Annotated in this window: 19 protein-coding genes; 13 read left to right on the forward strand and 6 right to left on the reverse strand. The window is 31.5% G+C overall.

Features of this window, described 5'->3' with window-relative positions; genetic code table 11:
• Positions 1–2 precede the first annotated feature (2 nt).
• From LPB248_RS09020 to LPB248_RS09050, 7 genes are all read left to right on the forward strand, one after another.
• A complete protein-coding gene (locus LPB248_RS09020; RefSeq protein WP_177211137.1) occupies positions 3–1,229 on the forward strand; it encodes a DUF4249 domain-containing protein in 1,227 nt (408 codons plus the stop codon).
• A gap of 18 nt (positions 1,230–1,247) precedes the next feature.
• On the forward strand, positions 1,248–2,438 hold the full coding sequence (locus tag LPB248_RS09025) for a DUF4249 domain-containing protein (RefSeq protein ID WP_177211138.1): 1,191 nt from the start codon (positions 1,248–1,250) through the stop codon (positions 2,436–2,438).
• 17 nt (positions 2,439–2,455) lie between these two features.
• Entirely contained in the window at positions 2,456–4,246 is a 1,791-nt protein-coding gene (locus LPB248_RS09030; protein WP_177211139.1) for a hypothetical protein, read from the forward strand.
• Positions 4,247–4,383: 137 nt separating this feature from the next.
• Positions 4,384–5,697: a hypothetical protein gene (locus LPB248_RS09035; protein WP_177211140.1), complete on the forward strand. Its 1,314-nt coding sequence runs from the start codon at positions 4,384–4,386 to the stop codon at positions 5,695–5,697.
• Between the two features lie 55 nt (positions 5,698–5,752).
• Positions 5,753–6,304: an RNA polymerase sigma factor gene (locus LPB248_RS09040; RefSeq protein ID WP_177211141.1), complete on the forward strand. Its 552-nt coding sequence runs from the start codon at positions 5,753–5,755 to the stop codon at positions 6,302–6,304.
• Entirely contained in the window at positions 6,294–7,862 is a 1,569-nt protein-coding gene (locus LPB248_RS09045; RefSeq protein WP_177211142.1) for an outer membrane beta-barrel protein, read from the forward strand. Before LPB248_RS09040 ends, LPB248_RS09045 begins: the two co-directional genes overlap by 11 nt.
• Before the next feature lie 83 nt (positions 7,863–7,945).
• Positions 7,946–8,809 carry an RNA polymerase sigma factor RpoD/SigA gene (locus LPB248_RS09050; RefSeq protein WP_007804760.1) on the forward strand — a complete coding sequence of 288 codons (864 nt, stop codon included), beginning with the start codon at positions 7,946–7,948 and terminating at the stop codon, positions 8,807–8,809.
• Positions 8,810–8,836: 27 nt separating this feature from the next.
• On the opposite strand, the gene LPB248_RS09055 is transcribed toward LPB248_RS09050, so the two are convergent.
• Complete coding sequence (locus LPB248_RS09055; protein ID WP_177211143.1) at positions 8,837–9,034, reverse strand: hypothetical protein; 198 nt, start codon at positions 9,032–9,034, stop codon at positions 8,837–8,839.
• 207 nt (positions 9,035–9,241) lie between these two features.
• Between LPB248_RS09055 and rpe the strand changes: the two genes are divergently transcribed.
• Positions 9,242–9,904, forward strand: coding sequence for a ribulose-phosphate 3-epimerase (gene rpe, locus LPB248_RS09060; RefSeq protein WP_177211144.1), 663 nt, complete (start codon positions 9,242–9,244; stop codon positions 9,902–9,904).
• A 60-nt stretch (positions 9,905–9,964) separates the two neighbouring features.
• Here rpe and glsA read toward each other — a convergent pair whose 3' ends face one another.
• From glsA to LPB248_RS09075, 3 genes are all read right to left on the reverse strand, one after another.
• Complete coding sequence (gene glsA / locus LPB248_RS09065; protein ID WP_177211145.1) at positions 9,965–10,990, reverse strand: glutaminase A; 1,026 nt, start codon at positions 10,988–10,990, stop codon at positions 9,965–9,967.
• Positions 10,991–11,034: 44 nt separating this feature from the next.
• The gene (locus LPB248_RS09070) at positions 11,035–11,820 is read right to left on the reverse strand and encodes a DNA/RNA non-specific endonuclease (RefSeq protein ID WP_177211146.1); all 786 of its coding nucleotides are present in this window, start codon (positions 11,818–11,820) and stop codon (positions 11,035–11,037) included.
• Positions 11,821–11,911: 91 nt separating this feature from the next.
• Positions 11,912–14,095: a carboxy terminal-processing peptidase gene (locus LPB248_RS09075; RefSeq protein ID WP_177211147.1), complete on the reverse strand. Its 2,184-nt coding sequence runs from the start codon at positions 14,093–14,095 to the stop codon at positions 11,912–11,914.
• Positions 14,096–14,307: 212 nt separating this feature from the next.
• Here LPB248_RS09075 and surE point away from each other — a divergent pair, with 212 nt between their 5' ends.
• From surE to LPB248_RS09100, 5 genes are all read left to right on the forward strand, one after another.
• Positions 14,308–15,087 (forward strand): 5'/3'-nucleotidase SurE, encoded by a 780-nt coding sequence (gene surE, locus LPB248_RS09080; RefSeq protein WP_008466485.1) that lies wholly within the window; start codon positions 14,308–14,310, stop codon positions 15,085–15,087.
• Positions 15,080–15,349, forward strand: coding sequence for a hypothetical protein (locus LPB248_RS09085; protein WP_177211148.1), 270 nt, complete (start codon positions 15,080–15,082; stop codon positions 15,347–15,349). The genes surE and LPB248_RS09085 overlap by 8 nt, the downstream gene beginning before the upstream one ends.
• Positions 15,350–15,412: 63 nt before the next feature.
• Positions 15,413–16,534: a lipid-A-disaccharide synthase gene (gene lpxB / locus LPB248_RS09090; RefSeq protein ID WP_177211149.1), complete on the forward strand. Its 1,122-nt coding sequence runs from the start codon at positions 15,413–15,415 to the stop codon at positions 16,532–16,534.
• Positions 16,535–16,540: 6 nt separating this feature from the next.
• A complete protein-coding gene (locus LPB248_RS09095) occupies positions 16,541–17,026 on the forward strand; it encodes a C40 family peptidase (RefSeq protein ID WP_177211150.1) in 486 nt (161 codons plus the stop codon).
• A 51-nt stretch (positions 17,027–17,077) separates the two neighbouring features.
• Positions 17,078–19,108: a ComEC/Rec2 family competence protein gene (locus LPB248_RS09100; protein ID WP_177211151.1), complete on the forward strand. Its 2,031-nt coding sequence runs from the start codon at positions 17,078–17,080 to the stop codon at positions 19,106–19,108.
• Positions 19,109–19,112: 4 nt separating this feature from the next.
• Here the strand turns inward: LPB248_RS09100 and LPB248_RS09105 are convergent, their stop codons facing one another.
• Positions 19,113–19,562 (reverse strand): thioredoxin family protein, encoded by a 450-nt coding sequence (locus tag LPB248_RS09105; protein WP_177211152.1) that lies wholly within the window; start codon positions 19,560–19,562, stop codon positions 19,113–19,115.
• A 264-nt stretch (positions 19,563–19,826) separates the two neighbouring features.
• Positions 19,827–20,279, reverse strand: coding sequence for a thioredoxin family protein (locus LPB248_RS09110; RefSeq protein ID WP_177211153.1), 453 nt, complete (start codon positions 20,277–20,279; stop codon positions 19,827–19,829).
• Between the last annotated feature and the right edge of the window lie 125 nt (positions 20,280–20,404).

Below are 20,404 nucleotides of genomic sequence, written 5' to 3' on the forward strand. Positions count from 1 at the left end.
TCATGAAAAGTTTCATATATAAAATTAGTCTTTTATTCCTTCTTGTACTTGTGGCTAGCAGTTGTACAGAACAGTATGTTTTTCAGAACAATGATTTTGAAAGTGCTCTTGTAGTAGAAGGAACCATTACAAATGAACTTAAAAATCAAACAATAAGACTCTCACAAGTCTATCAACTAGAAGAAACAGGTCCCAAACTTGAAAAAGGAGCACATGTTTTCATTTCTGATGATCAAGGAAACGAATATCAATTTGAAGAAAAAGATACAATCTATTCTTCTATAACTCCTTTTAAAGCAGAACCTGGAAGAAAATACCAATTAAAAATCAGAACAAGTGTGGGTAAAAACTATACCTCTGACGAACAGGTTCTAACAACCGAAACCAAAATTGACAATGTCACTGCAACCGTTGAGAATGTTAACGGACAAAGGGGGGTGCAAATAAATGTAAATAGTTTTGACCCAGCCAATTCTTCAAAATATTACAGATATGAATATACAGAAACTTATAAAATCATAGCACCAATGTGGGACAATAGGGAAGCAATTATAGTCGATATTCCCGCAGATCCAGGAAATCCAATTGAAGGGACTCCTCCATCACCCGCTTCAGAAGTTATTGTTGTAAGACCAAGAAATAAAGAAACTAAAACATGCTTTTCTACTAAAAAATCAAATGAAATAATCTTGAACAACACCAATAGTCTAAGCGAAGACAGAGTACATTTTCCTGTACGTTTTATAAGTAATCAGAATTACATAATCACAAATCGCTATACTATTTTTGTAAAACAATATGTTCAAAATTTAGCAGCATATACTTATTATAGAACACTAAAGGAATTATCTTCTTCCGGAAGTATCCTTTCTCCTAAACAACCAGGTTTTTTCAATGGGAACATGAGGTCGGTAGAAAATCCCACCGAAAAAGTTATTGGCTTTTTTGAAGTATCTGCAGTTTCATCTGAAAGAATATTTTTTAACTATGCCGATTTATTCCCGAATGAACCTCTTCCTCCATATTATGAAACCGATTGTAATATACGTGATTTTCTTGACTGTATAGGAGATCCTCCTTGCGCAGCCATACAGCTACGTTCTATATTAAAAAGTCGTGAACTAGTACATTTTTCATCTAGTTCATCTTCATACGCATTAGTAAAACCTGCTTGCGGAGATTGCACTTCATTTTCGTCCAATATCGTTCCTCCTTTTTGGGTAGAATAAATTCATTAATAAAAAGAAATGCAACATTACATCAAATATAAAATATCAGCAATATTTTTTCTGTCACTTATTTTTAATAGCTGTACAGAACAATATGCTTTTAAGAATGGTGATTTTGAAAGTGCACTAGTCGTTGAAGGCACAATTACAAATGAGCTCAAAAATCAAACCATTAAGGTTTCCAAAGTTTATCAACTGGAAGAAACGGGACCGAAATTTGAAACTGGCGCAAACGTATATGTCTTAGATGACCAGGGAACCGAATATCAATTTGAAGAAAAAGACACTGTTTATGCATCTATCACTCCATTCAAAGCCGAACCAGGAAGAAAATATCAATTAAAAATTAGAACAAAAGAAGCCAAAAATTATTCTTCGGATCAACAAACTTTAACAACAGAAACAAAAATTGATAATGTAACCGCAACTGTAGAAACGGTTAACGGACAAAGAGGTGTTCAAATAAACGTAAATAGTTATGACCCTACTAATACCTCAAAATATTACAGGTATGAATACACAGAAACTTATAAAATTATAGCTCCGATGTGGGATTTTCGGAAAGCAACAACAGAGGGAACTTCTATTTTCATAAGCCCGAGAACAAAAGAAACAAGAACATGCTATTCCAGTAAAAAATCTGAAGAAATTATCTTAAATAGTACAAATAATCTCAGTGAAGATAGAGTTCATTTCCCTGTTCGTTTTATTAGTGATCAAAATTATATTATATCCCATCGTTATACAATTTTTGTAAAACAATATATCCAAACTTTAGCTGCTTATAGTTTTTACAAAACAATGAGGGATATATCTTCATCTTCAGGAAATATCCTTTCACCAAAACAACCGGGCTTCTTTTATGGAAATATAAAATCAGATGAAAATTCGGATGAGAAAATTATAGGTTTTTTTGAAGTTTCTGCTGTTTCATCTGAAAGAATTTATTTTAATTATGCCGATTTATTTCCTAAAGAACCGTTACCGCCATATTATGAAAGCAATTGTCTAATACAGAAATTTAAAAATTGTGATAATGCAGAGAACCCTGAATGCAATGGTCCTATTTTACGTGCACGAATTGATAATTACACACTAGCGCACTTTTCTTCAAGCGAAGCTGAAAATCTTTATTATATGGTAAATACTCCATGTGGAGACTGTACTTCATTTTCTTCTAATATCATTCCTCCTTTTTGGGTAGATTAATACAATTTTTAAATCTCATGAAACACCTTTCCATACATAACCAGAATAATATTTCAATTAGAATCAAACAATTGCTGTTTTTGATGTTTTTGTTTATTCAAATCGAATTTGCTTGCGCCCAGAGCTCGCAAAACAAAAATTCATTGCCTAATATTAACGATCAGGAAACTATCTTTATCCATTCAAATACAACAACTTTTTTGACTGGCGAGACATTATATTTCAAATTATACTGTCTAAATCCATTAAATAACAAAACTAGCCTAATAAGCAAAATTGCTTATGTTGAATTGATTGACAGTGAAAAAAAACCACTCCAAAAAAACAAAATTTACCTTGATAAAGGAATTGGAACTGGAGATTATTTTATACCTACAACCTTAAAAACAGGAAATTACAAAATTGTAGCGTATACAAAATGGATGCTCAATAATGTTAATTCTCAAAAATATGAAATTGATATTTTTATTATTAACCCATTTCAGACTCAAGAACCAAATGACAATATTACATTTGACATAACCAAGCCAGGCAAATCGAATACAGCAATTCAAATCACAAATTCGAACTCTGAAAATGATAAAAGAATCGATTTATTATTTGACAAAGAAAGCTATTATACAAGAGAAAAGGTTGGCTTAAAATTAAAGCACCTAACCGAAACAATTGAAAAAGGGAATTATTCTGTTTCGATACGAAAAACAGATCAAATTCCGACATTAAAACAATTAAGTCCATCAGAGTTTGCAAAAAAAACTGCTGAAAACTATGTTAATACTCCAAACAGTTTTGATTATATTCCAGAAATTAGATCAGAATTAATTACTGGAAATCTAACTTCAAATACTAATCAAAACGTAGCCAACAAATCGATTGCGTTATCGCTACCAGGTAAGGAGTATGTTTTAAAAATTGTAAAAACAAATGCTCAGGGAAAATTTGCATTTTTACTGGATCAATTTCCTAATTTTCCAAATGCAATTTTACAGGTACTTGATGAAAACCGAAATGATTATACGATCAATCTAGATCCGTTTCCAAAATTTGACGCTTCTTCATTACAGTTTACATCAAAACTAAATTTATCGCCAGAATTAAAAAATGATATTGAAGAAAGATCAACAGCAAGTCAAATTCAAAATGCCTATTATCAAATCAAGAAAGACAGTTTGGTTACAGAGGCTGTTATGAATCCTTTTTTTACTACAATAGAAAAATCATATCTTTTAGATGATTATACCAGATTTCCAACTTTAAAAGAAAACATAGTAGAGATTATTGTAGAACTTTATTATAGAAAAAATAATGGAAAATATCAGCTCTTTGTAAGAAACAATCAAAAAGATTTACAAATTTTTGGACCACCATTGGTACTTGTTGACGGGCTTTTAATTCAAGATCCAAGTGATCTTTTTGAGTACAACATGGCAAATGTTAGTAAAGTTAGTTTAATTACAGAACCTTATGTATATGGTCCAAATTTATATGGCGGATTAATTAGTTTCGAAACCAAAAACAATGAATTTTCAGAAAATTATGCGAAGAAGTATCTGAAAACAATGGAGCTTCAGCGTCCTAATCCTGAAAAAGTCTATAATAATCCGGATTATTCATCAGGCAATAAATTACAGAGAATTCCTGATTACAGATACCAACTATTATGGAAACCAGATATTAAACTAGATACAAAAGAAGAAAACTTATCATTTTACACTTCTGATATTAAAGGAAATTTTGAGGTCGTTCTAGAAGGTTTTACTGAAAATGGACACCCAGTTTACGTTTCAAAAAATATTACAGTAAAATAATTATTCTTCATTTATAGGATATTGAAAGCCTTGACCAAAGCATTTTGGTCAAGGCTTAATTTTTTTATTCAATTTGTACGCAACCTTTTTAATTTCTCTAGACTATTATTTAGAACCGAACTTAAAAGTCAGATACAATGAAAAACTTATCAAAAATAATCATACTTCTATTATCCATTTTTATTGTTTACGGATGCGAGTTTCAAGATAATCTTCATGAAGTTGTTAATTTAGAAACTGGAGAATTTGGAAAACTAATTAAAAAAGATTCCGAATTATATAATACTTTAGAAAATACAACTTCTCAAAAAACGCTTGAAGAAGGAGAAACACCTCCATGTGTAGAATTTATTTATCCTTTAACTTTAAAGGTTTACGACAGCAATAAGAATCCTATTGGAGTACAATATATAATGAGTGACATCCAATTCAGTAAAATTTTAGAGAATCTTTCTTCAGATCAATCTTTAAGTATAAGCTATCCTATTTCAACAACTTTAGCAGATAATACGGTCTATACAGTAAATAGTAATTCGGAGCTCGATATTGCTCTTAAAAACTGCACTAGAGAAGATATCATAATATATTGTAACGGAATAATTTCTCCTCCTTTGGATAAACCGTTAGATTATTATTGGAGAGTAACTTATTCTCAAACTAATGAAAACACTTATTTAAGTGGTCGATTTTTGATAAACTCAGATGGAACTTTAGTTTTTTATTTCAATAATCAAGAATATAACGGAACATGGTTCTTCTTATTTGTTGATGATAAATTACATCTAAATATAAAGCTTGATGGGGAATCTGAATTAGCAAAATATTGGAGCATTGATAGCGAAGTTGAAATGGGCGGCACAAACATGACCATAAAAATGTTGAATAAAAATATAAAACTAGAACTCCTATACGAGACTAAATATCCATACAAAATTGGCAATAAAGGACCAGCAAATGGAATTGTTTTTTATGACAAAGGCCAATATAGTTTTGGGTGGCGTTACATAGAAGTAGCAACAACAGATTTAAAAGATTTAGAATGGGGATGTGTGGCTTCATCTATATTAAAAGCAAGAAATAATGAAATCGGAAGTGGTTATTACAATACAGCACAAATTGTGATTTATCATGATAATCTAACCAATTACTACGCAAATCCAGCAGTTTGCAGCAATTTAAACAACGGAAGTCTTTTGGCCAAAGATGCTCTATTATTTAATCAAGGTATTTATAACGATTGGTTTTTGCCATCATACAATGAATTAGAACTTATATATAAAAACCTACATTTAAGCAATTTGGGTGATTTTAAAGAGTCTATTTATTGGAGTTCAACAGAAATGAATCAAAATACAGTTTCGACAATTAATTTTAAAACAGGAGAAAAAACTTCTACATCAAAAATTCCAGAAAAAAGCAGTGTTAAAGCTCGATTTGTAAGATATTTTTAATTTACCAAAAAGTTTTTTGATTCTTATATTTAAAACAAAATAAATCGTTTCATTTTTGGATTTAGAGCAAATCATAAAAGGTTGCATTAAGCAAAATCGGAAATCACAAGAAGAACTTTATAATCTCTATTATAAAAGTCTTTTTGTGCTAAGTCTAAAGTATTGTCAAAATGATTCTGAAGCCGAAGACAATCTCCACGATGCTTTTATAGAGATATTCGCCAACATAAAAAACTTTAGGGCAACAGGAAGTTTTGAAGGATGGATGAAACGGATTTTAATAAATAAAGCAATTAGCAGGTACAAAAAAACTTTTTTTCTCACATCAATTAAAGATGATAATATTCCTGAGATAACGATCACTGATGCTGAAATGGATTATCCCATCGATTATTTGTTGTCATTAATACAAGAGCTGCCACATCAATATCGGTTAATTTTTAACCTTTATGAACTTGACGAATACAGCCACAAAGAAATTGCCGAAATGCTTTCTATAAGCGAAAGCACATCAAAATCTAATTTACATAGAGCAAAATTAATTCTTAAAGAAAAGATTACTTCAAAAAAGTCATTCCATAATTATCAAGTAAACCATGGAAAATAAAAAAGAAATAGGTAAAATATTTAAAAACAAATTAGAGCTTTTGGACAAAAGTCCGAGTAATAATTTGTGGGCTTCAATTGAACGTGATTTAAACAAAAAAAGAAAAAAACGCCTTCTATTCTGGCTTATTCCAAGTCTATTATTAATGGGACTTGCAAGTTCAGTTTTTGTTTTAGAATTAAAACAAAATCAAAATAAACCTTTAGGTCTTGAAAAAGATAAAACCGTTATCAATCAGTTAAAAACAACAAATGACCAAAAGCAATCTTTAGCAATTAAAAACAATACATCTCAAGATTCTGTAAACAAAACTCTTTCTACAAATCAGCCAATTGCAAAAAAAACAATTCAAAACTCCAGTGAAACCAAAACAACAATTAAAAAAAGCAGAACAGAAAAACTAATTAAACAATCTTCAAAATTGGTTGCCACTACAGACGAATATGAAGAATATGAAGTAGTAAAAAAATATAAAGTAATCATTAGAAAAAATAAAACTGTTACAACTTCTGAAAAGCCTAATTCTACTTCAGAAAAACGAGAAAATAAGTCAACGAAATCAAATAGTTTTTCTAAAAAAACACCTGTAATTTCTAAAAAATCAAATTCTAAAACTGTTTTAAAGAATCCAAAAAATAAATTTTCGCAAAATAAAATCTCAAAAAGCAAAAACAAGAAATCGGCAATTCAAAAAAGAGAGGACGATTCTATTGTTCCCAAACAAAATTGGCCAATTAAAACTGAAGATTCAGAAAAAAACAATACAAAAACCAACAAAGAAAGTTTAAAAGATTCAGACAATCCGAAAATTATTAAACAAGACAGCATTATTCCTAAACAGGAGAAAAAAACAACTCCTAAAAGAGAATATATTGAAAGAGAATATCCTGAACAAAAAAGTGAAAACGAACCTGAATTTTCAGTTTCTGTTTTTTACGGGCCAGCAATTTTTGGTTCATTATCAGGAAAATCAACAATCAATGAATCTTTTGATGATGTCTCAAAAAGCCATCCGATAACTTCTCACTATGGAGTTTACTTCAAAACTATGTATGGAAAATATGGTTTTAAAGCTGGTTTTTCTAAAATAAATTTAAAAATATCCAATCATTTAAACAATCAATCGTCAATTAATTATGAGAATATGGTTTTGAGCAATGATGCCATTTATAACGTTATGGGTAATGATGAAGATATTCGGCTAGTGCAAAAAATATCCTATTATGAAATTCCCTTAGAATTTAATTATGCTATTAAAAAAGATGAAACGCCATACGGAATGGAAGCTTTTAGCGGATTCAGCGTATTGTTTTCTGATGCAAATCAACTTTATCTTTCTTCCAATAATTTGAAAAATGAAAGTATTGGTTCTACTAAAAATTTAAATAAAATGAATCTATCGTTTAATTTAGGAATGGGTTTTTATTATAAACTAAATGATAAATTTCAAATCGATTGCAATCCAATTTTTAAATATTATTTAAGCACTTTTAAAGATTACAGTGCGCCAAAACCTTATAGTTTATCTATTCAATCTGGGGTTACATATAAATTTTAAAAAAAAATAAATAATTATTGTAACTTTTTTGATACTCCTTACGTATAACCATTTGTACACTTTAAAAATAGGGAGACAACAACATGAGACAACTTAAAATCACCAAGCAGGTAACTAATCGTGAAACTGCATCGTTAGATAAATATCTACAAGAAATTGGAAAAGTTGACCTAATTACCGCTGATGAAGAGGTAGAATTAGCACAAAGAATAAAGGCTGGTGATCAAAGAGCTTTAGAAAAACTAACAAAAGCCAACCTACGTTTCGTAGTATCTGTGGCTAAACAATATCAAAATCAAGGATTAACTCTTCCTGACTTAATTAATGAAGGAAACTTAGGTTTAATTAAAGCGGCTCAACGTTTTGATGAAACTCGTGGTTTTAAATTCATTTCTTACGCTGTATGGTGGATTCGTCAATCGATTCTTCAAGCTTTAGCTGAACAATCTCGTATTGTACGTTTACCATTAAATAAAATTGGTTCTATCAATAAAATCAACAAAATGTATGCGTTATTAGAGCAATCTAACGAGCGTCCACCTTCTGCTGAAGAAATTGCTAAAGAACTAGACATGACTGTAAACGACGTAAAAGAGTCTATGAAAAACTCTGGACGTCACCTATCAATGGATGCACCTCTTGTTGAAGGTGAAGATTCTAACCTTTATGACGTATTGCGTTCTGGTGAATCTCCAAATCCAGATAGAGAATTAATTCACGAATCTCTTCGTACTGAAATCGAACGTTCTTTAGAAACATTAACTCCAAGAGAGGCAGATGTTGTTCGTTTGTATTTTGGTCTTGGCGATCAGCACCCAATGACTCTTGAAGAAATTGGAGAAACTTTCGACCTTACTCGTGAGCGTGTTCGTCAGATTAAAGAAAAAGCAATCCGTAGATTGAAACACACTTCTAGAAGTAAAATCCTTAAAACTTATTTAGGATAAGACAATATTTGTTTCAGGTTTAAAGTTTCAGGTTGCTTTTGTAACTTGAAACATAAAACTTGAAACCTTTGTACCGCAAACAACAGTTTGATTGACTGTTCGTTTTTTGATTGATGATTGAAACTCCGGCTGATTACCGGAGTTTTTTATTTTATCTTTTTCATCGCAAAATTCGTCAAGGCTTTTTCGCACAGTATAATCTTTATTTGAAGTTTTTTTTGCCACAGATTAAAGGATTAAAATAATTAAAAATCTTCTCGCAGATCTTGCAGATTTAGCAGATTCATTTTGCTGAATTTATTGCGCAATAATTTAATCAGATCTGCACAATCTGCTAAATCTGCGTGAAAAAAACTTAGCGCACCTTGCGTAATTCTTTGCGCTCTTTGCGGTTAAAAAAAATTATCTTTGTAAAAAAAACAACACACTACAATGAAAAATACACTTATTGCTCCTTCAGTTCTTGCTGCCGATTTTGGTAATTTACAGCGCGATTCAGAAATGCTTAACAACAGTCAGGCAGATTGGTTTCATATCGATATTATGGATGGAGTTTTCGTTCCAAACATCTCATTTGGAATGCCAGTTTTAGAAGCAATTTCAAAACATGCCAAAAAATATATTGATGTACATTTAATGATTGTCGATCCAGACCGATACATTAAAACTTTTGCCGATTTAGGAGCAAATGGATTGACTGTACATTATGAAGCATGCACGCACTTACACAGAACACTACAAGCAATTAAAGCTGAAGGAATGAAAGCAGGTGTAGCTATGAATCCGCATACAAATGTTGATTTATTAGAAGATATCATCAACGACATCGATGTGGTTTGCATAATGAGCGTAAATCCAGGATTTGGAGGACAATCGTTCATCGAAAACACTTACGACAAGGTAAAGAAACTAAAAGCACTTATTACTCGTAAAAACGCTTCAACGTTAATCGAAATTGACGGCGGCGTAACCAGCAAAAATGCAAAACAATTGGTAGAAGCTGGAGCAGATGTTTTAGTAGCTGGAAGTTTTGTTTTTAAAGCTGAAAATCCGACAGAAACCATAGCAGATTTAAAAAGCCTTACTACTTTTTAAATTCTCAAAAACAAAAAAAAGTCCAAAATAATTTTTGGACTTTTTTTTGTTATATAAAACCTACTTAGGTTCAATCCAATAAGGATTCACTTTAAGTTTTTCCACAACATATTGAATCACTTTCTGAGCTTTCAAACTATTTCCAGATCCATCTAATGGCGGCGAAATGACAGCAATTCCAAATTTACCAGGACATATAGCCAACATTCCTCCTCCAACTCCACTCTTTGCTGGAAGTCCCGAGTTAAACAGCCATATTCCAGAATTATCATAAAGACCTGCAGTTGCCATTACAGGTAAAGTATACATTACAGTTGCCTGACTAACTACCTTATTTTTTGTAATAGGATTAACGCCTCCATTTGCCAATGTGGCCGCCATCGTAGCAAGATCCTTTACATTTACATTCAATGCACATTGTTTAGTATAAATATCTGTTGCTTGTACGGGATCAAAATACATTCTATTATAAGCCAATAACAAATGTGCAATAGCTTGATTTCTCAAATTATCACCAGCTTCACTTATATAAACAGGACGATTCATAGAAAGCTGCCTTCCGGCAAAGTCGCTCTGAACTTTCTGGATTTCTTTCCATTTTGCTACAGAATCATTACCTCGAATAAGACTTGTTGTTGCAATAGCCCCAGGGTTTACCAGAGGATTTATTTTATCACCTTTATGCATTTCTACTGCAACAATCGAATTAAATGGTAATCCAGTGGCATTTACGCCTACTTTGTCTTGCAAAAACTGTGGGCCTTCTTGCTCAATTACTTTTGCCATCGTAAATACTTTCGATATACTTTGAATTGAAACCATTGACGTTATATCTCCTTTTGTATATACGGCTCCTTCTGCAGTAACAATTGCAATACCAAAAATATTAGGATCAACATTGGCTAATTCTTTAATATAATCAGCATTTTTTCCTTCTTTTAAATCTTTAAATTTATTAAAGGCGTCGTTAAGCGTATTTTCTATATTTTGTTTATTCAGTATTGTTTGGCTATAGCCGTGGTTTATGATAAAAGCAATCATTAAACCAGCAAAAATCAATTGCTTGTTCATTTTAAAAAAAGGCATTCTTATTTCTATTCTAGATTAATTTATAGGTAAACAGTATTTAATTAAAAATCCTTACTGCTTTTTAAGTTTTTAAGATTTGGAAAGAAATCAATTCCAGTCATTTTTTCTAAAGTTTCGATTGGAACAACAAAATCATAAATGGATTTATCACTTTTTTCATTTGGCACTAAGAAAGCAATTGCCTTATGTTCTTTTCCTGATTTAGCTAAAACAATTTTATAAAAATATTTAGGAACCGCAACTTTCTCTGTTCCAATTTTTTTATCCGAATCTTTCGCAATTCCACCAGTTACGACATAAATATCATTGTATTTTCCTGCCCAATAGCGAGTCTTCTGCTCGATTCTATTCCAAATTCCTGCATTAAATTCTTTTTTCTGTGGAGAAATGTTCGATGTATAAAAAGTATCATTATATGCATATTTACTAAACTCCATATCACCAGCAGGACAAAGATGGCCTTTATCGTAGCCTGATTTTTTATAATTTCTCCAATCAGCAGAACCTGTTGTTACTTTTGGATCTTCTACAAAATAAGGTCTTTTGTAATCATTGTTTTTTAAATACTCCTTTTTCAATTCGTAAGCCACCCATTCTGCCTGTTCAAATTTTTCATTATAAGAAAGCGTGTAATATTGGTGCTTTACAATCTGTTTGGTGGTCGAAGTCGGGAGATAAGCAACTGTGTATAAAGAATCTTTGTGAGTAGAATTCCCTTTAAAAGAAAACACTTCATTATTATTTATCTCTTCCTTAATTTTTGCATTTTCATTTTTACATGATAATAATGCAAAACTCAGCAAAATTAAACCTACACAACCTTTCATATTTCTATTTTTAAAAGCGAACTTACAAAAAAACGCTCCATAAATTCAAAATTTATAGAGCGTTTTTAAACAAATTAAATTCTTCTCGAACTTAAGACTTCACTAGTTTGTCCTTTTTCATTTTAGGATTAACTGTAGTTTTTACCAAACTTTTTGTTTGCAAATCATCTAATACATTTAAAGCCTCTTCTACATAAACATCTTTAGATAATGCTTGGTGCCATGCGTCTCTTTTTTCTTTTAAAGAAGCATCAGCTTTCATTTCTTCTTCTTCATAAGGAAGTGATGTAAAAATCAGATCGTTTTTGTAATCAGAAATTGGCTTATATTTTTTTCCTTCGTTTTCAACTTGTTCCTGAGTCTCTTTAAAACTCTTAATATTCAAGCTATAAACGTTTTCTTTATTTTTAACATCGATCCATTTTGCATTATCATCAATTAATTTAAACTGAGGATTTTGTGCAATTCTGTTTCTACTGTTGTTGATTGCTTTAGAAAAATTCTCATTAGAAGTCCAAGTGCTATAATCAGCTGGATCAATTTTATCCCAAGGCATTGCATTATCAATATCTCTCTCACCCATTTTAAGGTAAGCATAACGATCTGGCATTACAACATCGCTATGAACTCCTTCAAGCTGAGTAGAACCACCGTTTATTCTGTAAAACTTCTGTCCTGTAATTTTCAATGCACCAAGATCTCCATAATTTGCATTACGCACAAATTGATTTAAATCTAATACATTTTGAACCGTTCCTTTTCCGTAAGTCTGTTTACTTCCGATAATTACACCACGTTTGTAATCCTGAATTGCCGCTGCTAAAATCTCAGATGCCGAAGCAGAAAAACTGTTTACCATAATAACCAATGGACCATCCCATTCGATTTTTTTGTCTTTATCGTATAAAACTTCTTTCTTTTTACCAGCAGATTTTACCTGAACGATTGGTCCGTCTTCGATAAATAAACCTGCAATATCAACCACTGTAGAAAGAGATCCTCCACCATCATCGCGAACGTCCAAAACAATACCGTTAACGTTTGCTTGTTTCAATCTTTCTACTTCACGCGCAATATCTTTTCCTGCATCACGTCCGTCTTTATTTTCAAAATCGATATAGAACTTAGGAAGATAAATTACTCCGTATTTCAAACCATTTTTCTCAACAACACTAGACTTAGCATATGTTTCTTCAATTTCAACAACATCTCTAATAATAGAAATCACTTTGATAGAACCGTCAACTTTCTTAACTGTCAGTTTTACTTCGGTTCCTTTGTGACCTTTAATTTTTTTCACAACATCATCCAAACGCATTCCCACAACATCTACTGGCTCTTCGTTTCCTTGAGCTACTTTTAAGATTAAATCTCCAGCTTCAAGCTGTTTTCCTTTCCAAGCTGGACCTCCCGAAATTAATTCATCAATTTGAGTAAAATCGTTTTTCTTAGTCAAACGAGCTCCGATACCTTCAAGTTTTCCACTGATATTTACATCAAAACGATCTTTTTCTTCTGGTGCAAAATAACTTGTGTGTGGGTCAAAACGAGCCATAATAGAGTTTAAATACACAGAAAACCAGTAGTCTCTATTCAAATCTTTAATTACGCTAAAATTATCATCTAGAGATTTTAAAGAGCTTTCACGAGTTTCTTTTTCTAAAGTTTCAAAAGATTTTTCTTTGTAAGCTGGATCTTTTTTCTTCTTTTCTTCTTCAATTTTTTGTTTTGTAACTAAAGAAGAAAGAGTAGATAATTTAATCTGTTTTCTCCATCTTTCATTGATCTCATTTAAGTTCTTTGCATACGGGATTTTCTCATAATCCGCATCAAAAGTCTCATCTACATTATAGTTAAATGGCTGACTTAAAATCGTTTTGTAACGTTTTTTACTTTCTTCCATACGCTTCATTAACCTTGTATAAGTAAGGTTAAAAAACGTAATATCTTTATTCAAAAACTGATCATCCAACATTAATTCATACTGTTTGAACTCATCAATATCAGACTGAAGAAAGAACCTTTTTGAAGGGTCTAAAGCATCAATATAATCCTTAAAAATACCTTTTGAAAACTCATCATTTATTTCTGCTGGACTATAATGTCCTTTTTCAATAACAAATGCTAATAATTCTAAAAGTGTCTTGTCTCTGTTCGGATCTGGGTCGATTGTCCTATCAGCATTCATCTTAAATGCAAATAATGTAAGCGATAAGCACAATACGGCTATGAGTATCTTATAATTTCTTTTCATAAACTTTATAATAGCATTCATCAATTTTTTTATCTAAGTTACGTTAAAAACTATGCCACGAGAGCTAACGCTTCGATAATTTTTTGTTAAAGATATAAAAATGTTTAATTCGTAAAAAAGTTCTTTACCTTAGTTGACAAATTTTACAGTATTTGTGACTTATCGCAAATAATTGTGATTAATTTTGTTCTTAAAATCTTACAATTGTTAAAACTACACATAATATTTATTAAATGAAAGCTGAGAAACCACTTATATTAGTAACTAACGATGATGGTATTTTGGCTCCTGGAATTAGAGCCCTTATTAGCGTTATGGAAACAATAGGCGATGTCATTGTTGTTGCACCAGACAAACCTCAAAGCGCCATGGGACACGCAATCACAGTCAACAATACTTTGTTTATCGATAAAATTTCAAAAGACGATGACACAATTGCAGAGTACAGCTGCTCTGGAACTCCTGTAGATTGTGTAAAATTGGCAGTAAATGAAATCTTGAAACGTAAACCCGATTTATGCGTTTCAGGAATCAACCACGGATCGAATTCCTCAATAAATGTTATTTATTCTGGGACTATGAGCGCGGCTGTTGAAGCTGGAATTGAAGGCATCCAGGCAATAGGTTTTTCTCTTTTAGATTTTGATTGGAATGCCGATTTTGAACCTATAAAGTCTTTTGTGAAAAAAATTGCTTTAGAAACTTTGGCCAATAAATTGCCGCCCGGAGTAGTTTTAAATGTCAATTTCCCAAAACTAAAAGAATCTGAAATTAAAGGGATAAAAGTTTGTCGTCAAGCGAAAGCGTACTATGCACAAAAGTTTGACAAAAGACAAACTCCTTTTGGAAAAGATTATTACTGGCTTGCGGGCAAATTTGTAAACGAAGATAAAGGTGAAGATACCGATGAATGGGCCTTGGCAAACGGATACATTTCGGTAGTTCCGGTACAATTTGACTTAACTGCCCACCACTCTATTCAGCAACTTAACACTTGGAAATTAAATGACTAAAGAAATACTGATCGGTTTTATAATCGGAATTTTTACGGCTCTTTTAGGAAGTTATCTCTTCATCACTTTTTTTACCACATTTGACATTTCACAAGGATTTCAAATGATACGAGAATACGGATATCTTGGAAAAATAATTACCATAGGAACACTTTTAGATCTTGGCGTATTTGCCATTCTTTTAAAGAGAAACAAAGAATATATGGCTCGAGGCGTAATTTTAGCTGTGATTGTATTGGCAATTTCTACATTAGTTATTTAAATCTTATCTTTGCTAAGTTCCCTTTAACGGTTACAACTTTAGCACATTTACAAAAAAACCAACATGAAATATTACATAATTGCAGGAGAAGCCTCTGGAGATTTACACGGTTCTAATTTAATGAAAGCATTATATGTTGAAGATCCAGAAGCAGAAATTAGATTTTGGGGCGGAGACTTAATGCAGAAAGCAGGCGGAACTCTGGTAAAACACTATCGCGACCTGGCATTTATGGGTTTTATTGAAGTTGTTTTCAATTTGAAAACTATTTTGAACAATATCAAAATCTGTAAAAAAGACATCGCAGAATTCAAACCAGACGTGATTATTTTTATTGATTATCCTGGTTTTAATATGCGAATTGCAAAATGGGCAAAAGAATTAGGCTATAAAACACACTATTATATTTCTCCTCAAATTTGGGCTTGGAAAGAAAACAGAATTAAAGCCATCAAACAAGATGTCGATAAGATGTTTGTGATTTTGCCTTTTGAGAAAAGCTTCTACGAAGACAAACATCATTTTCCTGTAGATTTTGTTGGGCATCCGCTTATTGATGCTATTCAGAATCAGCCTGCTTTTGATGAGGCTTTGTTTAGAAAAGAAAATAACCTAGGTGAAAAACCAATCATTGCTGTTCTGCCAGGAAGCCGTAAACAGGAAATCACCAAAATGCTAAGTGTGATGCTGAGCGTTGTAGATGATTTTCAGGATTACGAATTTGTTATTGCGGGTGCTCCAAGTCAAGAATATGAATTCTATCAGCAATTCTTAAAGAACAAAAACATCGCATTTGTTTCAAATAAAACGTACGATTTGCTTCGCTCTTCAACCGCAGCTTTAGTGACTTCTGGAACTGCAACTCTTGAAACAGCCCTTTTTAAAGTGCCTGAGGTGGTTTGCTATAAAGGAAGTGAAGTTTCTTATCAGATTGCAAAACGTATTATCACTTTAAAATATATTTCTCTTGTCAATTTAATTATGGATCAAGAAGTGGTAACAGAATTGATTCAAGGAGATTGCAACAAAAAACGAATTAAAGAAGAGCTTCAAAAATTATTAGAGCCTAGCTATCGCAATAAAGTGCTACAAAATTACGATATATTAGAACAAAAACTTGGCGGAGTTGGAGCGAGTAAAAACACAGCGAGACTCATTGTTGCCGATTTAAAACAAACTAATTAATCTATTTTGAAAAGAATACTCCTTTTTCTGCTTTTGGCAATTGCTTTTACTTCTTGTAAATCGACTTCTTCGGTTACAAACAAAAACGAATCTAAAAGGGAAAACAGAACTTTAGTAAATAATCTAGTTGAAAAAGCTACTGACAATATTGGTGTTCGATATAAAGCAGGAGGAACCACAAAAAGCGGATTTGATTGTTCTGGATTGGTTTACACTACTTTTGAAAGCGAAAGCATCAATCTTCCAAGAAGTTCTTATGAGCAGGCAAAAATCGGAAAAGTGATTCCGTTAAATGATGCCAAAAAAGGTGATCTAATTTTCTTTAAAACCAATAAAAGCAGACAAATTAATCATGTTGGATTGATTACAGAAGTCAATTCTGATGAAATAAAATTTGTTCATTCCTCGACTTCAAAAGGAGTTATTATTTCCTCCACTAAAGAACCTTATTACAAAAACTCTTTTGAACAGGTTAACAGAGTAATTCCTTAAAAAGAATATTTTTTTATTATTTTTCTTACAAATATTTAATACTTTTACGCCATGAAAGTATTAGATTTTCCGTTAGTAAAAATTACGTCTGCCTTTATAATTGGCATAATTGCTTCGTATTATCTTCATTTTCCCATCTCGGTAGTTTACATTTTCGTCTCGATTATTTTTATAGCATTTTCTGGAGTTTTCTTTTGGAATTTAAAACGCAATAAGAAATCGACATTATTCGGTATTTTGAGTTACATTTTATCTTTCTGCATTGGAGCATTAACACTTTTATGCCATACACAAAGTCTTCAGAAAAAAAATTATACAAATTGTCAGACCGCTTTCAAAAATTCTCAAGCCATAACATTAATCTTAAGAGAAAAATTAAAAAGCAACGATTTTAGCGATCGATACATTGGCCTCATAAAAACAATCTCAGGCAAAGCATATTCAGGAAAAGTAATTGTAAATGTTCAAAAAGATAGCTGTCAAAATACTTTATTGATAGGAAATAGCATTAAACTTGAAACCGTACTTCAGCAAAATAAACCAAACAAAAATCCAAACCAGTTTGATTATAGTAGGTATTTGGCAGACAAACAAATCTACGCGCAGATTTATTGCCAGAAGAAAGAAATTCTGGTTAGCAAAACGATTCAAAAAGACATTTGGTATTACTGTGCAAAATTGCATCCCAGAATAATTTCCAATCTCGAAAAATCAAAATTCAATAAAGCTGAAATGAATGTTGCTTTGGCTCTAATTTTAGGACAGCAACAGGAGATTTCACAAGATATTATTCAGGATTATCAATATTCTGGAGCAACGCATATATTATCTGTTTCAGGGCTGCATGTAGGCTTTATAATGCTTTTTATAACTTTTATCCTTAAACCTATTCCCAACACAAGAAAAGGCTCATTCTTTAAATTAGCGTCAATCTTAATATCATTGGCTGGTTTTGCTATAATTTCTGGCTTATCTCCTTCGGTTTTAAGATCTGTAGTTATGTTCTCATTTGTTGCAATCGGAAGTCATTTACGCAGAAATGGCAATATCTATCACACTTTATTAGTTTCTATTTTATTGATATTACTTTTCGAGCCGTATTTTTTATTTGATGTTGGTTTTCAATTAAGTTATATCGCCTTATTCTTTATTCTTTGGTTACATCCTATTTTAAAAAACCTTTATAAACCAAAGAACAAATTGACCGTTTATATTTGGGAAGCTTTGACCGTTTCTTTTGCTGCACAAATTGGTACTTTGCCTTTATGCCTTTACTATTTTCACCAATTTCCAGGTCTGTTTTTTGTCACAAACATCATTATCCTTCCCGTTTTATCTTTTATTATGATTGCAGGAATAATAGTTATGATTATCGCCATTTTTACAAGTCCACCGCTATTCATAACATTGATTTTTGAAAAAAGCATTTATCTTTTAAACTTAATGATTCATGCTGTAGCATCTGTCGATTCATTTGTCATTAGAGATATCCGTTTCAACTTCTATCATTTATGCGCATTCTCACTCTTTACAATTGGCTCAATAATCTGGATTAAAAAACCAAACTACAACAAATTGATATTGGTATTTATCTCAATCATTACGATCCAAATTTCTTTTATTCTAACTAAAATCGAAACCGAAAACAAAGAAGAATTAATTATTTACAATGAAAAAAGCAATACAATTATTTCTGAACGTTCAGGAAAAAACTTGACACTTTATACCCGAGATACAATTCAGAAGAACATCAATACAAGAACTATAAATTCTTATCTAGTTGGAAATTCAATTGCTCTTTCTAAAATCAAAGAGACTAAAAACATGCTTTACTTTAAAAACAACAAAATTCTAATAATTGACAGCGCTAAAGTTGTTCCAGAAAAAATTCACCCAGACATTTTAATCCTTACTCAAACTTCAAAAATAAATCTAGATCGAGTACTTGAAAATATTCATCCAAAAGTTGTTATTGCAGATGGTTCAAATTCTAATTCGATTCAGAAATACTGGAAAAAAAGCTGTCTTAAAAAAAACATCCCTTTTCATTCAACAAAAGAAAAGGGATATTATCAACTATAATTTTTTATTCTGGATTTAAAATCGAATTAGATTCAGAAATCCAATTCTTAACTCCAGAAGCTTTGTAAGCAATAAGCCCTAGCTTATTAAAACTGGTTTTTCCTTTCCTGACCGCGACTTCAGAAAAACATACTTGCGGAATATCTTCTATACCAAAAGCATTCTTTAATCTTAAATTTTGCTCTTTAACCGTTTCAGATGCGGTAGGATCAGAAAGGTCAAGTTTTAACAAAATAACATTTTTACGCGCCCATTCTTCAAAATCTCGAGTAGAGAATATTTCATTCTGCAACTGAGGATTAACACCTTGAGCAGTAAAAAAAATCAATAGAGGCTTTCTTTTCTCAGCGCTCACAGCCACAGCATCATTAATGTCTGTTTTCCATATTACATTTTGAGAATTCATGCAAAACGGACTTAAAAACAGCAATAGGATAAGTAATTTTTTAGGCATATAATTGGGGTTTTTGGTAAGTTAATACAACTAAATTAATACAAAAACACAATCCAATAAAAAATTTAAGCTATTAAAAATCAACCTTTAAGCATTAAAATGAAATTGATAATAAATAGGTTGTTTTTTAACAAATGTAAAATAAACACTCCTAGAAATAATCAAATTATTTATATCTTATTTTTAGATCAAAAAAAATCCCTCTCTGCATGAAACAGAAAGGGACTAAAAAAAATTAAAATAAAAGTCGAATGAAATCGTTTACTATTCTGCTGGGTGCAAAATTGCATTTGATTCTGCAATCCACGCTTTTGCTCCTCCAGGTTTGTAGGCTATTTTTCCTAAAGCACTAAATGTAGTTTTGTTTTTTCGTACTGATGCCATTGCAAAACATACTTCTGGAAGATCTTGAACTCCAAATGCATTTTTCAATTTTACGTTTTGCTCCCGATCACTATCTGAAGCATTCATATCAGATAAATCTAATTTTACTAAGACCACGTTGTCACGCGACCATACAGCAAAATCAGGAGTTTTAAAGATTTCATTTTGAAGATTTTCTGGTACACCTGAGGCAGTGAATAAAATCAACATTGGTTTTTTCTGGTCATTACTTATCGCAATAGCATCGGTCATATTTGTTCTCCATGCTAAATTTTGTGCTTGCATCATAAATGAACCTAAAAAAAACACTAGGGCAAGTAGTTTTTTAGTCATATAAATTGGTTTTGGTTAGATTAGCAAGACGAAATTAACACTATATTTTAATTATCCAAATTTAATTAATACAAAAAATACATTATGTGTTTTTTTACCTAAAATAAAATACCAAATACTCAATT

The organism is Flavobacterium sp. LPB0248 (genome assembly GCF_013388355.1).
In the GTDB taxonomy this organism is placed as follows: Bacteria; Bacteroidota; Bacteroidia; order Flavobacteriales; family Flavobacteriaceae; genus Flavobacterium.